The 15,779-nt window shown below is 44.9% G+C and carries 12 protein-coding genes and 1 pseudogene; 7 read left to right on the top strand and 6 right to left on the bottom strand.

Going from position 1 to position 15,779, the window contains the following annotated elements; all coding sequences use genetic code 11:
* The first annotated feature begins 5 nt into the window (after positions 1-5).
* The 4 genes from FM037_RS14455 (at position 6) to aspA (ending at position 3,413) form a co-directional block, all read left to right on the top strand.
* Positions 6-452 carry a cupin domain-containing protein gene (locus FM037_RS14455; protein ID WP_144046578.1) on the top strand — a complete coding sequence of 149 codons (447 nt, stop codon included), beginning with the start codon at positions 6-8 and terminating at the stop codon, positions 450-452.
* Complete coding sequence (locus tag FM037_RS14450) at positions 449-1,351, top strand: dihydrodipicolinate synthase family protein (RefSeq protein WP_229380883.1); 903 nt, start codon at positions 449-451, stop codon at positions 1,349-1,351. The genes FM037_RS14455 and FM037_RS14450 overlap by 4 nt, the downstream gene beginning before the upstream one ends.
* A 142-nt stretch (positions 1,352-1,493) precedes the next feature.
* Positions 1,494-1,748 (top strand): hypothetical protein, encoded by a 255-nt coding sequence (locus FM037_RS14445; protein ID WP_144046577.1) that lies wholly within the window; start codon positions 1,494-1,496, stop codon positions 1,746-1,748.
* A gap of 219 nt (positions 1,749-1,967) precedes the next feature.
* Complete coding sequence (aspA, locus tag FM037_RS14440) at positions 1,968-3,413, top strand: aspartate ammonia-lyase (protein ID WP_144046576.1); 1,446 nt, start codon at positions 1,968-1,970, stop codon at positions 3,411-3,413.
* A gap of 112 nt (positions 3,414-3,525) precedes the next feature.
* On the opposite strand, the gene FM037_RS14435 is transcribed toward aspA, so the two are convergent.
* From FM037_RS14435 to FM037_RS30150, 3 genes and pseudogenes are all read right to left on the bottom strand, one after another.
* Positions 3,526-4,956, bottom strand: coding sequence for a sensor domain-containing diguanylate cyclase (locus FM037_RS14435; protein ID WP_185976829.1), 1,431 nt, complete (start codon positions 4,954-4,956; stop codon positions 3,526-3,528).
* A 204-nt stretch (positions 4,957-5,160) separates the two neighbouring features.
* Positions 5,161-6,147: a substrate-binding domain-containing protein gene (locus FM037_RS14430; RefSeq protein WP_144048963.1), complete on the bottom strand. Its 987-nt coding sequence runs from the start codon at positions 6,145-6,147 to the stop codon at positions 5,161-5,163.
* A gap of 303 nt (positions 6,148-6,450) precedes the next feature.
* A pseudogene (locus FM037_RS30150) lies at positions 6,451-6,921 on the bottom strand (RES family NAD+ phosphorylase).
* A 122-nt stretch (positions 6,922-7,043) separates the two neighbouring features.
* Between FM037_RS30150 and FM037_RS14420 the strand changes: the two are divergent.
* Both FM037_RS14420 and FM037_RS14415 read left to right on the top strand, forming a co-directional pair.
* Positions 7,044-7,715: a protein-disulfide isomerase gene (locus FM037_RS14420; protein WP_144046574.1), complete on the top strand. Its 672-nt coding sequence runs from the start codon at positions 7,044-7,046 to the stop codon at positions 7,713-7,715.
* 235 nt (positions 7,716-7,950) lie between these two features.
* Positions 7,951-9,102 (top strand): flavin-containing monooxygenase, encoded by a 1,152-nt coding sequence (locus FM037_RS14415; protein ID WP_144046573.1) that lies wholly within the window; start codon positions 7,951-7,953, stop codon positions 9,100-9,102.
* A gap of 52 nt (positions 9,103-9,154) precedes the next feature.
* Here the strand turns inward: FM037_RS14415 and FM037_RS14410 are convergent, their stop codons facing one another.
* The 3 genes from FM037_RS14410 to FM037_RS14400 all read right to left on the bottom strand — a co-directional run bounded on the left by FM037_RS14410 (position 9,155) and on the right by FM037_RS14400 (position 13,655).
* Complete coding sequence (locus tag FM037_RS14410; protein WP_144046572.1) at positions 9,155-10,825, bottom strand: sensor histidine kinase; 1,671 nt, start codon at positions 10,823-10,825, stop codon at positions 9,155-9,157.
* Positions 10,826-11,030: 205 nt separating this feature from the next.
* On the bottom strand, positions 11,031-13,292 hold the full coding sequence (locus FM037_RS14405; protein WP_144046571.1) for a TonB-dependent receptor: 2,262 nt from the start codon (positions 13,290-13,292) through the stop codon (positions 11,031-11,033).
* 72 nt (positions 13,293-13,364) lie between these two features.
* The gene (locus FM037_RS14400) at positions 13,365-13,655 is read right to left on the bottom strand and encodes a hypothetical protein (protein WP_144046570.1); all 291 of its coding nucleotides are present in this window, start codon (positions 13,653-13,655) and stop codon (positions 13,365-13,367) included.
* A 439-nt stretch (positions 13,656-14,094) separates the two neighbouring features.
* Here FM037_RS14400 and FM037_RS14395 point away from each other — a divergent pair, with 439 nt between their 5' ends.
* Positions 14,095-15,585: an oligopeptide:H+ symporter gene (locus FM037_RS14395; RefSeq protein ID WP_144046569.1), complete on the top strand. Its 1,491-nt coding sequence runs from the start codon at positions 14,095-14,097 to the stop codon at positions 15,583-15,585.
* The last annotated feature ends 194 nt before the right edge of the window (positions 15,586-15,779 follow it).

The following is a 15,779-nucleotide window of genomic DNA, read 5'->3' as shown; positions in this document are numbered from 1 at the left end:
TATCTATGACAACTAAAAAATTCAGCTCAGCAGATTTCGGTGAAACCAAGTCGAGTTTAAAAGCGCATCTGCCGCAAGTATTAGCCCATAAAGCGGTTGAGAATGACGATGTCAGCAACACTTTTTCTAAAGAGCGTAAGCATCCGGTGCATATCGTCAACTTGCCGAGTAACTCTATCAGCATGACCATCGGCGGTTTGTTGCCAGGTGATAGATCTAATCGCCACCGCCACAGCTATGAAACCTTGGCTTATATCCTCGAAGGAGAAGGTTACTCCATGATTGAAGATCAAAAAATCGAATGGCAGGCCGGTGATGTCATCTATATCCCTAACTGGGCCTGGCATCACCATGTGAATACCAACTCAACCTCCCCGGCTAAATACCTGGCCTGTGAAAATGCGCCCATGTTACAGAACCTTGGCCAACTGGCTATCAGAGAGGAAGCATGATGAATAGAACTCTCGAACTGACCGGGATCATAGGTTATCCCATCACCCCATTCTCAAACGTCACAGGCAAGGTTAATATTTTGCAGCTGCAAAGCATCATAGATGGATTAATCTCGTCGGGTTCGAGTGCCATTGCAGCATTGGGCAGTGCCGGAGAAGGGGCGTATCTGGATACTGCCGAATGGGAAGAAACGGCGTTAGCCACCATACATCATGTGGCGGATCGGGTGCCCGTCATCATAGGCATTTCTGAGCTGACCTCGTCCGATGCCGTCGCTCGGGCAGTATTTGCCGATAAGGCGGGGGCGAAAACCGTCATGGTATCGCCTATGTCGTATTACAAGCTGAGTGAAGATGAGATATTTGATCATTACCAGGCCATATCGGATGCGATTTCGGTGCCTATCATGGTCTATAACAATCCGTCGACCAGTGGCATAGACATGTCGCCGGAATTTATGTGCAAGATGGTTAACAGCATAACTAATGTCACCATGGTTAAGGAAAGCAGTGGTGACATTCGCAGGATGCATCAACTCCATATGCTCTCTAATGGCACGCTACCGTTTTATAATGGCTGTAACTATCTTGCCCTAGAGGCGATTAATGCCGGGGCCAAAGGCTGGTGCAGTGCGGCACCGATACTAATAGGCGATCTGCCTAAGCAATTGTTCGACAGCATCAAGAGTGGCGACAATGACATGGCAAGAAAGCTCTTCTACCAACAGATCACTTTTCTGGAGTTTATCGTTAAGCAAGGCTTGGCCGCGAGTATCAAAGTTGGCTTGAAACTTCAGGGAACCGATGTGGGGTCGCCTAGATTACCGCTAAAGGACTTACCGGCGAGAGAACATGAGGTCTTAAGAAGAATTCTGGTAGACCTAAATCGATTCAATTAATTCATCGCAATGATGAATTAATTGTCTATAAAATAAGATATCAACTATTAATCGACAATGCATAGCCATATGGAGCCATCAAACTAATTGATGGCTTTGAATTTGTAATGCCTTAGGGCCTCATTAGTGGAGACAATTAGCCATGCAAGCCGATCTGTTATCGACAGCTAAACTCAAAATAATCAAACAACTGCAACAGCCGGATAAGCCTAAATCTTTGCGCTATGGTACGGGCCTGTCACCATGGGTATTTCTGGTCGCATCTGAATCCTTATGGCGACATGGTGAGTTATGTGGCGTGGTCGATGATGGCTGTTGTCAGAATGCCTGCGGCCAGGCTTGTGTGTCTTATATGGATCAAGACAGAAAGTGGAGTAAAGTAAAACACAGGCGCTAAAGACAAGATGATGACGGTCTCTTATCTGTAATAGAAGCGTGAAATAAGAATGAAAATCATCAATGAAATGTTAGAGTAAATGCGCTAAATCAAAGAGGTTTTAACTATTCTACAGGGGCGATTTACCTGCTTTATACTCCCATGTTACCCTCGTCTGCGACTGATACATTTAGCTTAGAATCAGAGCTAAAACAGACCTCAAATACAAGCAGACCACAAATGACAGTAATGTACACAAGCTTCGCAGAAGGCACACGTTCAGAAACCGACCTATTAGGCTCTAAAGAGATCCCCAATGACGCTTACTACGGCATTCATACCCTAAGAGCGATAGAAAACTTTAACATTAGTAATGAGAAAATTGGCGATTGTGTCGAATTTGTCCGTGGCATGGTCAAAACCAAGAAAGCGGCGGCCATGGCCAATGCCGAACTCGGTACCATACCCAGTGACATCGCCGAGTCCATTATCAAGGCCTGTGATACCTTGCTGGCTACCGATGAGTATTACGCGCAATTTCCGGTAGATGCTTTTCAGGGCGGTGCGGGTACATCGGTCAACATGAACACCAATGAGGTCCTTGCCAATATTGCCCTGGAGCAACTTGGTCAGGCTAAAGGTGCCTACAGTCATATCAATCCCAACGATCATGTAAACAAGAGTCAAAGCACCAATGATGCGTATCCGACGGGGTTTCGGGTTGCTCTGTTTGAGCGCACCAACACAGTGCTTGAAGTGTTATCTCTACTGATCGATACCTTCCTCGCTAAGTCAGAAGAGTTTAGTGATGTGTTGAAGATGGGTCGTACTCAACTGCAAGACGCAGTACCCATGACCTTAGGGCAGGAGTTTCGCGCTTTTGGCATCACCCTTAAAGAAGAGATCAAAAGCATCAGGCGTTGTCAGGAGCTATTGCTAGAGATTAACTTAGGTGCGACGGCGATTGGTACCGGGCTCAACACCCCCGATGGATACTCGGCTTTGGCCATCGCTAAACTCGCCGAGATCACAGGTCATGCTTTTGTGCCCGCCGAAGACTTAGTCGAAGCAACATCAGACTGTGGCGCCTATGTAATGCTATCGAGCGCATTGAAGCGCTTCGCAATTAAGCTGTCTAAGATCTGTAACGATTTACGCTTGTTGTCATCGGGACCGCGTACCGGTTTTAATGAGATAAACTTGCCAGAGATGCAGGCGGGTTCGTCCATCATGCCGGCTAAAGTGAACCCTGTGATCCCGGAAGTGGTTAATCAGGTGGCCTTCAAGGTCTGTGGCAATGATCTGACCATCACAATGGCTGCAGAAGCGGGGCAGTTACAGCTGAACGTCATGGAGCCAGTGATAGGCCAATGTCTGTTCGAATCTCTGTCACTGCTGGAAAATGCCTGTTTATCTCTGAACGACAAGTGTATTAAAGGCATCACGGCAAATCGTGAAGTCTGTCAGGAATTTGTGCTTAACTCTATCGGTATCATTACCTACCTTAACCCTTTCATCGGTCATCATGAAGGCGACATCATAGGAAAAATTTGCGCTGAAACGGGTAAGAATGTCCGTGAAGTCGTCTTGGAAAGAGGTCTACTCAGCGAAGAACAAATCGATGAAATATTTTCAATCGAGAACCTGATGAATCCTAAATACAAGGCTCAACGTTTCACTAAATAACGCTAGAGTCTTTTATTTACGTGACTTTGGTTGGTTGTAGTCGATAAAAATCCCATCAATATTTTTGATGGGATTTTTTGTTGGTTGTCAGACTTGTTCCCACTAGGGACGCTCATGATCCCCATAACATGGCGTTGTTTCGTCCTGCTGATTTTGCCTGGTAGAGCGCTTGATCTGCATGCAGGAGTAATTCATCTACTGAGGTACACTCAAATTGAGTCGTGACTGCCGCGCCAAGGCTGATAGTCAAGTGGGAAGATACCGAGGACCCTGGGTGTGAGATGGCCAGATGTCTCACCGCGAGAAGTAGCCTGCTCATCATACTTTGCACATGAGAGATGTCTGTGTTGATTAATATGATCGCAAACTCTTCACCTCCGTATCTGGCGACCATATCATCATTACGGACCAGGTGTTGTGATAACGTGGTCGCCACCTGCTGAATCGCAGCATCTCCAGCTTGATGACCCAGGTTATCGTTATAGTGTTTAAAAAAATCGATATCAACCATCACTATGGCCAGAGGAAGTGCATTGCGCTGAGTCAGAGACCAGCTTAACGATAGGTGGTTCTCAAAAGCCCGTCTGTTAGCTATCCCAGTCAGCGCATCTTTAAGCGCTAAAACTTCAAGATCTTCTTTTTGCTGGTTAACAATATTAACGAGTTGGTTGAAACTGGTGATCAGTTTTTGAATCTCTAAAATATTAGACTCCCCTTTTAATGGGGTAAGTTCACCACGATATATCATGTTAACAATATTAGTGATGCCTATTGTTATTGGTCTAATAAACATTAAATTAACAATCCATTGAAGTATAAACGGTATCGTTATGAGCACTACTAATATGATCTGCAGCGTGTGATTAAAAAAAGGCGGGGGATCATTATTTATATGTCTTATATTCAATATGATTATTGCTTTTCCGGTGATATCTTTTATCACCCTCTGCCTGGTAAGGCTAAAGGCGGCATCGCCTATTGGTGCCGATATATCTGGAATGTGATCGATGTTTTGCTGTGCATTTATGTCTCCCTGAGTGATGCTCAGTTGAGAAAAATCCGCTAGTTGATGTATAAGTGACAGCCTGACTTTACGGATAAACAAGAGCATGCCGACCTGTTGACCGGAACGATCTGACTGCCTGAGTTGGCTTGAGGCAAACATAACCGGACCATAATTGGTGCTAATAAACCCCATTTTTTGCGGAACTGCGTCAGTTTGAGAGGACGTAGGATAGGTTATATTGACGATTTCAGCTGTCACCACATCCAAGGGTTCAACACTCAGGGCACGCTTTTCGACATAATCAAACCCGCGCTCCCACTGTATTTTTTTGTTTTTCCCGACAAAAATAGCACCGTCAATTTTCAATGAGGTGAAGGTATCGTCCAGGAAGTTCTCAGTAATGAATGCACGGGTGGGGTATTGGATGAATTCATAGCTTTCATCCCAAACAGCATAGTCATAATTACTGATCGCCAGCTGTTGTAATTGTTGGTCGATCATGATGTCTACCGCGTGTAATTCCCGTGTTTGTAACATGACTATTCGTTGAAGTATTTGTGGGTACTCAAAATAGTAGCGATATCCGATGAGGAGCGCAGAGAATATGCACATCAGACAAATAGAATAAATAAACGAAAATCGTCGAAGAGTCATCAGTATTGAGCAAGTGTGATAGCCTAGTCCTAAGCATAGCCAATAGACAGGGCTAGAGGTACTTTGCTAATTTTTTATGGGCTCCATTTATAAGCTTTTAGTACAAGTATCATAGTTATCTGGTGTACAAAAATTCAAAGGAGTATGGATGACTTCCTCATATCTTTGTTTTTTCACAATTTTAAGAAGTGTTAAAATTGCTTGTCTGCCCATTTCATAGGGGCTTTGACCAACATTTGCATGAGCAAGATGGTCACGTAACATGACTAACTGAGAGGGAGACGCGTCAGACATAACAATTACCAGCTCCTTCCTATTAAGTTTCCCTTTGTACGGAACCATCATTTTACGATAGAGGGCTTCATCATTCTGAGACCAACCACCAACAGCAATAAAGGAGTCTGCCTGTATTGGCCTTCCTTTCAGCACTGACTCCATCTGTTTAACTGCCCGAGTAAGCTGGTCAAAATTAAAAAAAGGTTCTCGAACTTCAGTCCATCCATGATCGTTTATGAGTAATTTTCCTGGAGGCCTTGCATATCTTTTTCCTGAAAGTGCGCTACGTATGCCCATCATTCTCAGGTTCAAATTTGGAGAATCTGGTCGTCCGGATTGAATAATAAGTGTTCCTCCATTGGGCCGTAATGTTTTTAATTGTTCTCCTAAAGCCATACCAAGCTCAAAATTGTTTGTTCCTATATACGCTAAACGTAAATTCTTATACTTTTCCAGGGTAAGATCGTTAAAATCAGAGTCATAGGTAATAACAGGAATTCCTGCTTGTTTAGCTTTTTGTAGGCTGTTTTCTGCGAGAAATTTGGATTGTGTAACGGCTACTGCGATACCATCTATACCTTCATCGATCAGTTGCTCTATAATCTTGTCTTGTATTCTTACACTTGCTTTTTCAGGCCCAAGATAAACGCATTCTACTCCTTCTATTTGGCTGGCAGCGTCTTTACAACCCTTTTTACTTTGATCAAAAAAAACACCATAAAACTTTGGAACAACAGCAAACCTAAGGTCTTTTGCACTCGCTGAAAATAATGGCAAGATGGTTAATACGATAAACATTATGAGTAATCTCGCCACACTTCCTCCTAAAAATAATGAGACTGTTAGTTCAGTTTCAATTTCAAAACTGTAGAGCGCGGTGCTCACCAGTGAGTCATGCTTAAGCTGGCTGGTTCTGTTGCAAAGCGCGTAGATTCAGCAAAGCTCCTCTTTTATTTTAGGCCAGCTATCTCATAAAACGATGTCGATATAGACATTTTACTATGAAATTATAATTAGGCCAGTAAGTAACTAGTCAACTAACTTGGCTGGTTGACGGCGTGAAAAATTAACCTCCTTGAAGCGCCAGCCTGCCGCTATAGTCTAGTTTACTGACAAGAGTCGGCTATCCATGGAAAACTCGAGTTCTACTTTGGTATTCATTATGTTACCGAAAGCGGGATGGTCGACATTGAGCAGAAAATTACGTTCACGGGTCATGATGCTTGAAGGGATGCACAGAGCCAGACTGCTCTGACTGTTTATCCATTCATCCCCAAGATCGGCGGTATCCGCCGGCGCAGGATCTTCCTGCTAGTTATGGGGTAGGGAGTCATGGTCCAGCAACATGATATCTTTTTCATCCAGCTCGATGGCAAATAGCGAGTAATGATTGATCTGCCTGGTATTATCTAAGTGAACCAATATCTCTAAGATAGCCAAAGACTCGGAGCCCGCCAGATAAACACAAGACTGGCCGCGGCTATTCCAGCGTCCTCCATAGAGTCTGGCACTCTCACCGTCGAAGGCATTGTCGGCCCATTTCTTCTTTACGATGCGGTAAGCGGTGATCATGCAAACAAAGGACTCGAGTGACTCGAGCTAAGATTTGGGTAAACTTCTCAAGACAAAGATTGAATATTGAAGACAAACTAATTAGGATCACTGCCATCTGATTTTGACCAAGACTCACGCGAATGACCCAAGAACTGTTTACCGAGCTGCCTATCTCTGATCCTGAGACTCCTTTTTCTGAGAACTCTAGCAAGGATCTGTATTTTATCTTCGATTCTCATTGTCCATGGAGCTACGGGGCCACACCTTTGGTCAACGCACTTCATGAAGCTTACCCTGAGATGAATATCCACCTGCTGCATAGCGCACATTACAATGGCACAGACAGCGCGGGCGAAGAGCAGATGGAAGAAGTGGCGAAACTTACTGGGCTTAAGTTTGGCAGAGATCACATTCGTTACGTTAACAGCCCTAAGAGTTCGCTCAAAACGGCAAACTTGATGGGATGGATGCAGAGCAAGCAGCCTAAGAAAGTATTGGCAGTGCTCAATGCTTTACAAAGGGCGCACTTCATCGAAGGTAACCCGCTAGATACTAAGCATGACTTCAATGACGTGGTTGAAAAGTTCAAGTTGTCGCCCTCAAATAAAGTCTTCAAAGATGAATTGAGCAGCGAAGCCGAATACGTATTATCGGATATCGCCGAGATCCAGGAGATGATAGGCACGAAATCATTCCCTGCACTGGTCATCACCATCGGTGATCATGGTATCTTTGTCGATCACTCTAAGTACCTGAGCAATCCACAAGGTGTGGTTACAGCGGTAGAGGAAGAGATCGCCGCGCTTAAATAGCAGCCTGTGATGACCATACTCTCGAGTCTGGAATAAATCACGATTTAAGAGAAAACCACGGTAAATACCGTGGTTTTTTATGAGTGTACATTGTGCGTTTTTTACACGCCGGCCTGAAAATCATCCAGTTTTGTTACAAAATCGTTCATCCTTTCTACGAATAGTCAGGTTCGCTTGCCATGATCTGTTAGAATACCGCGCATAATAATTTTAATAAGCAACTTATTAGGGATCCATGAAAGAATTTATCATTATTGGCGCAGGGCAGTCTGGACTGTCTATGGCATATAATTTATCGAAAAATAATAAAGATTACCTAATTTTAGACGCCAATGAGCACATTGGTGCGCCTTGGTTAAAACGCTGGGATTCGTTAAAGTTGTTTACCCCTACAGAATATAACCATCTTCCGGGGATGTTATTTCCATTTCCTAAAGGGTATTACCCCAATAAATATGAAGTGGCAGACTATTTAAAAAGTTATGTTGAAAAATTTTCTATACCCATTGAATTTAATCAAAGAATCACCTCAGTCAAAAAAGTTAATGGTATTTTTGAAATAATCAGTGCAACGGGTCGTTATCAGGCCAAACAGATCATTATTGCCACGGGTCCCTTCCATACGCCATACACCCCCCCTTGCCACGCCGATATCGCTGATAATATTATTCAATTACACAGTGAACACTACAAAAACCCCGAACAGCTGCAAGATGGCGACTGTTTAGTCGTCGGAGCCGGAGATTCAGGGGTACAAATTTTATCAGAAATTGCAGAGACTGGACGTACCGTGCATTTCTCTGGAACCGATAAAATCACGGCGATACCACAATCATTCTTAGGCAAAACCTTATGGTGGTGGTTCACAAAAATAGGCTTTTTATCGGTGACACGTTTTAGCAAAATTGGTCAATGGTTGAGTAAAGGTGTGCAACCGGTTATAGGTACCGACGTGAAGACACTGCTGGCCAAAAAGAATGTGATCCATATGGGGAGAACATTATCGGCCGACCAGACAAGTATAAAGTTTCAAAAAGGCAGCATCAGCAGTATCAAAAATATTATCTGGGCGACAGGGTTTAAACCCAACTTTTTCTGGATTGAAAATATCACTTTTGATGAGATGAACTACCCAAGTAATTATCGTGGGATCAGTGATGATGTCGATGGATTGTACTTTATTGGACTTCCTTGGTTATATACCCGAGGCTCAGCAACCTTAGGTGGGGTGTGGAGAGATGCAGAATATTTGATGATGCGTATCCTGAAAAACCAGAAAGATGATCGCGACCTTGTCACCGAAGCCTCACCATATCGACCAAATACTCCATGTGTTGTTGATGCGGTTGTTGAAGGTGTAAGAAAAGAGGTTGCAACGCTGAAATAGTGCCTATTAGCATAGTTTCAACATCGAGGCAGCTGTTAACATCGGCTGCTTTTTATATTGAGTTGTCCAACAAGGTTTGTTTGCCCTTAACATTGAACCTAATATCAAATCTGGTCCCCTGATTAAACTTACTGCTGACTTCTATCGAGCCTTTTAACCCTTGTAAAACCTGATTGTAGATGACGTGTGCGCCTAGGCCGACCCTGCCACAGTTGCGGCTAGTGGTATAGAAAGGATTGAATATTTTCTGTTTCTGCTCATCAGTTAATCCTATGCCGTTGTCCCGATATATTAAGTGAACCTCGTTATCACAGCATTCTATTGAGATATTGATAAGCCCTTTGCTAATGGCGTCCTTTGAACTGTCATCATTGCCGTCAAAGTTAAATGCGTGATGGACTGAATTGAGAATAAGATTTCTGATTATTTTCGATAGCGTACAAGGCTTACTCACTATGACTAAATTGGGGTCGCAATCTAAGATGACGCTATAGCGCTGATCTTTAACCGAATCATTGATTGAAAAAATTATCCCATCGAGATATTCCTTAACCTTAAACTCTCTCATTTTCACATCTGAAGGCTCTACGGCAACGAGTTTGAAACTGCTGACCAGCAAGGCTGCCCGGCGCAGATTTGAGGTGAGTAACTCGCAAGTCTGCTCAGTGGTGTCGATAAAGCTTTCCAGCTCTTCAGATGACAGCTCATTAGCCTTATAGGCTCGACTGATCCTTTGGACATTTTGCTCAAGAAAAGAGGTTGAGGTGACGCCGACACCTATGGGGGTATTGATCTCGTGGGCAACGCCTGCAACTAACTCACCAAGGGATGCCATTTTCTCCCGCTGGATCAGTTGATCTTGGGTGGCTGTTAGCTCTATCAATGCGCGATTTAAATTCTGATTAGCATTTTCAAGATCCTGAGTTCTATCGAGCACGGTGGCTTCTAAATTGCGCTGATAGTGTTTCAGCTCTTTTAATATCACCAGACCTTCTAAGATTAAAAAAATGACGGCAACAAGGTATGCCATCAATCTGAGCAAGTGCCAGCCCCACCATGCAAGATCCCATAATGCCGATTGCTCAAACATGATCGCAGCGGCGCCAAATAACAAACAGTGCATGCTAAAGAGCAGGTCATTAATATTATTGGTTTTTTGGTTAGTTTTTATCAGTTTAAACGCAGCAATAAAGAATCCAATGCCGCCAACAATATTGAGGCCCATAGCGGCTAGAGTAAACTTCCCATCAATAACCATGATAGGAATTAACGGCGAATATACAAGGCTAATTAGGCCAACTAAGATAGAAAGTGCCAGTGTTATCCAAGGTGCCTTGAAATTATTTGATAAGCCACCCTTAGTCAGTAAAAACGAGGAGAATAACAGGCCGCCAGCCAGAGTGGCTAAACTGTGTAGCCAAACAAATTGTTGGCCAACTTCGACGATTGCGTGAAACCCATCCAGTGTCCCCATGGCTATCATAGCGCAGGCAATTTCAATATTGTGGCTGGTTCCCCGGCCGCTTTTCTCAAAGACGATGAGTAAGAGCGCAAGAAATAGGGCGATAGCAGAGCCGAACATCTCGATAGATGAATGAGCCTCCGGCAGCGGCCAGACATAGAGTTCTAGAATTGTGTTGCTAATAATCAGTGCGGCAGCGTGAACAAATAGACTAATGCCTATGGTTAACCAAATAAACAGATGCGTTTTAGATTTATCCAATATCAAAACCAATTGCTATTAACTCATGCTTTGTCAGAAAGCCGATACCAAGCTTTATCAAGTTCACCGAGTAAATAAGAGTGACAGGTCTAGCTGAAAGTGTAGTTCAGAACCTTTGATAGTAGGCTAGCGGCTAATAAAAAAGCGAAGTCAATGACTTCGCTTTGAGGCTAGAACGCGGTAATACTCCTAAGTGTAGAGCCGATTAAAAATCGTAGTTCATGCCTATCATAAAACTACGTCCCATCAGTGGGGAGTATTCTTTCAGTAATGAGGTATGTGGCCTCGCATCTTGATTGAGTAGATTGTTGCCTTTTACATAGAACATCAAGTCGCCATCTTCCGTTCCAAGGTGATAGGTAACCGCTGTATCGACCAGGGCATAACCCGCAGTTTCTGTCTCATTTTCGGCAGTGTCTGTCTGTTTTGCATAAGCCATCACACCAAGCTCTGCATGCCAGTCCTGAAGATCAAAGTTAAGGGTTGAGCCAAAACGCATAGGTGACATAAGGGGTAAATTGCCACCATCGACCAATTTTCCACGGGTGTAATCACTGAGTAAATCCAGTGACCAGGTATCATCAAAGGGAATATTAGCCTGGGCTTCTACCGAGTAGAGGTCGGCATCGCCTTGGGTGAATTGGTACACCGGCAGATCGCCTTCTGCACCAATATCGGAGGCGTTAAGCCCAGTATCTCTTTCATAGTAGAAATCATTGATCCTGTTATAGGCCACACTCAAAGACCCGGTCCATGCTCCCTCTAATTTTCGCAAGGTTAGATCGATATTATTGGCGATCTCCTTATCGCTAGCGTCACTGTTGGGAATGACGTTACCGTTTTCAATCTTAAATTGAGAGCCCACTTCGAAGCTTTGGGTCGCATCATGTGCGCCAAAACTGTAAAGCTCTTCGGCGGTGGCTGAACGCTCGGCTCTTTCGATTGATAAGCCTAAGTTGTAGGCCGGATCGAAATCCCAGACTACACCGGCTGAAAGCGTCATATTGTTATCACTCACGCCTTCGGGCTGGTAGTCTTGTACGCCAGTTTGTAGATCCATGGTGTTAGGGTCTAAACGATAATGCTCGATGCGACCCCCAAGCTCGATACGAAAATTATCAATTTTACGCTCTTGTACGATAAACGCCGCGATGGTGTCAGTTTTGCTGTCTGGGGTCAGTGCTTCTTCCCCTTGAACTGAAAAATCTCTGTGAATGGCGTGTAGGCCCATAACGCCTTGCCATTCGCCCCAAGGCGTATTGTTAATGCTTAAGCGGGCTTCACTTTGCTTGTTAAAAAAGAAGGTATCGGCATCGCCATTTTCCTCCTCGGCATGCTGATAATCGGTATAACCTGCGTCGAAACGCAGTTTACTCACACCAGAGAATGGATCTAACAGGCCAGAGTGAAGTTGCCAGGCCGTTTTTTGCAAATCTATGGTGATGTCGGGATCACCTTCCACACCTCGGCCCGGAATACCGTAGTTAGACTCAGTGCGAGCCCCGGATATACTGATAAAGCTGTCATCCCCCGTGTATCCGACACCGGCGGCATAATCATCGAGTTTTAGCTGACTATTGGCCAAGCTACCTTGGGTGTCGCTTTGACCCTCAATGGCGTTGCCGGCAATATCGAAATCATCTGTATTGCGATGAGTGCCGTCTAGATGCCAATTGAATTGTCCGTTGCCGCCGTTTAACTCACCATTGACCGTGCGGCCATTATTGCCTGTCACATAGTGAGTGCCGAAGTTACCGGATAATTCATCGACTGATTCTTCATGAACTCGATTATTGACCACATTGACGACGCCACCAATCGCACCGTTGCCATAGAGTAGAGAGCCTGGTCCCCGCAGAATCTCGATTTGCTGCGCCGTTCCAGCTTCAGTGGTCACCGCATGATCCGCCGATACAGTCGAGGCATCGCCCACCGAAAGGCCATTTTCTAGCACTAACACTCGAGGGCCACTCATTCCGCGGATAATCGGGCGACTGGCACCGGCACCAAAATGAGAGGCTTGCACACCGGGCAGCTTCTCGAGTGTATCGCCTAAGCTAGGTTCGATATTCAGTTTCAGCTGATCTGCCGTCATCACGCTGATTGGCGTTGTGCTTTCCATGGCCGAGCGCAGAAAAGGCGATGCGGTAACGACAATGTTTTCCATCATGGCCTGCTCGAGTGACACATCTTGCGTCACAGTGCCTGTGGCTATCTGTAAATCATGATCTGCATGTCTGTAGTTGTCATCACTCACATGCAGATGCACATGACTGTTGTCGGTAAGCGTTAATTGATATTGACCTTGAGAGTCACTGGTTGTCTTGTTACCACCGTCGATACTCACATGTGCGCCAGCGATAGGCGCCCCATTAATATCGGTAATTTGACCTTGTAGCTGAGCCGCCATTACAGGTGTACAACCGCCAGCAACCGCTAGCGCTATATATGATAGAGCGTGTTTCATTGTGCCTGTCCTTATAGATAAGCAAAAAACTTTTTAGATAATTTTTAGATTAATTTTGGGTTTGCTTAAGGACTAAAAGGGAGGGGCACGTACGTTTAGGCTGCGCAGCCAAGGTAATGAAGGCTGAAGATACTGTGGAGGAGCAATAATTTCAGCTTGCTGCTGACACATTGCTGGCATGATGACCGTTGTCGGGCCAGCACTGTGATCATGATAAATATTGCTGTAAACACAGTGGGTATTATCGTGCTCAAGCGCATGCTCGACAGAATGGGCGAGGGTGATTGATTGCAGAGCAATCAGCCACAAGCCGAACACTAGCCAGAGGCTATTTTTAAGCGTCAGGGACATCCGATTTGTCATTATAGTTAACCTGATCTCCTCTTATGCTCGATTAGCTTATTAAACGATACGTTTGCTAATTCTATTTTAGTAATGGCTCAAGTTACTCTTGCTCGATAGAAATTGCAAAGCTAAAAAGTCGCGATAACTTCAAATTTCTGTTGAATAAACCGCTCCAGCAACCCAGTGTTTATCTGTCTCTATGAGAGTTTCCCCCTTGATCTCTGATTCTATCTATCGGTGCAGGGACTGCCAGCCCTGTGTCTGAAGGGGTGTAGCTGTTACAGAGAAAGGTTTTGGTTATTAACTTGTGTTACAGCATGTTACCTCTGTGTTCGCAGGTGTGCCTTTGTGACGTAGGTCACACTTTAAACCTGTGATAGTTAATTAGCTCACAATAATATTCGTCGACTCGGGGTTTAATGTTTTATTCAATTAGAAAATAGTGAACCTATCCTGCATGAAAAGTGACACGAGTATTTTCAACCAGCCTAAACCCTTCAAGATGATATTTTTCATCGAGCTGTGGGAACGGTTCGGTTACTACGGCCTGCAAGGGATCTTAGCCGTCTATTTTGTCGAGCATCTGGGCTATAGCCAGCAAGATGCCTTCGTGACCTTCGGTGCATTTGCTGCCTTAGTGTTTGGCTTAGTGGCGATCGGTGGTTATGTGGGCGATCATGTGCTGGGGACTAAGAGAACCATGATTTTGGGCGCTCTGGTGTTGGCGCTAGGTTATTTCATGATGGCCATGTCAATTGAGCATCCCGGACTTATTTTCTATGCGCTAGCCACTGTGGCCGTGGGCAATGGTTTGTTTAAGGCTAACCCGGCAAGCCTGCTGGCAAAATGCTACGAGGATAACGACAGTCGTCTCGATGGCGCATTTACCTTGTACTATATGGCGATTAATGTGGGATCTCTGGTGGCGCTGTCACTGAGCCCGGTCATTGCTGACGCGTATGGTTATGGGGTGGCCTTTGCTATCTCAGGTCTTGGCCTGATCGCGAGTCTGCTGAGTTATCTGCTGTTTCGCTATACCGTACAAGGAATCGGCTCGAAACCCGATAATCAACCACTGAGCTATATCCGCCTATTGATTGTGATGCTAGTGTCTGTGGCTGCGGTATTTTTGTGTGCCTGGCTGATGGTCAACATCATGATGGCTAATATCGTGCTGGGCTTGATTGCCATAGGCGTGATTAGTATATTTGCCAAGGAAACCTTGGCAGAGACAGGTGTCACCAGAAAGCGGATGATAGTGGTGTTTATCCTGATGCTGCAAGCAATCATCTTCTATGTTCTCTACGCTCAGATGCCGACCTCGCTCAATTTCTTCACCATCTACAATGTCGATACCCAAGTGATGGGTTTTAATATTAACCCTGTTAGTCTGCAGGCGTTAAATCCATTTTGGGTGGTCTTGTGTAGTCCCATACTCGCTTACCTCTATTTGCGCTTTGGCCAGCAGGGACGGGATCTGTCCATGCCTGCCAAGTTTACCTTAGGCATGTTTATGTGTGCCTTTGCCTTCTTGATAGTTGCTGCTGCAGGCACTTACTTTGCCGACAGCCAAGGCATGGTGTCTATGTGGTGGATGGTACTAGTGTATCTGTTTCAGAGTTTGGGTGAGTTGCTGATCAGCGGTCTGGGTCTGGCCATGGTAGCCAGCCTAGTGCCTCAACGTCTGATGGGGTTCACCATGGGCGCCTGGTTCCTAACTCAGGCGGCATCGTTTGTCATCGGTGGTTACGTTGCCACCTTCAGCGCCGCACCAGAGAACGTGACCGAGCCACTGCTGACTTTACCTATCTACATAGATCTGTTTTTGGACATAGGTCTGGTGACCTTAGTCATCGCTATCATCATGGCTTGGCTTGCACCTAAGCTGACCAGGATGATGAATGATGATCAAGTAGCCGACAGTGAAGCGCTGCAGCAGGCAAGCTAATATTGGTTATCTGGGACAAGTGCGCTCTTGCATACAGAGTCGCATACTTATCTGCATAAAATGCCTTCGACTCTTGCTGTCCGAAGGCATTTATAAATCTGTTTAAACTTAAGTGCCGGATGTCACGTTTATCTGGTTAAATGAGAAGTAACTCACTGTAATGGTTAGTGTAATTAAGTGTAAAACCAATAGAT

Source organism: Shewanella psychropiezotolerans (genome assembly GCF_007197555.1).
Classification (GTDB): Bacteria; Pseudomonadota; Gammaproteobacteria; order Enterobacterales; family Shewanellaceae; genus Shewanella; species Shewanella psychropiezotolerans.
The sequence above is the reverse complement of the archived record's forward strand: the minus strand, read 5'-3'. Positions and strand labels throughout refer to the sequence as shown.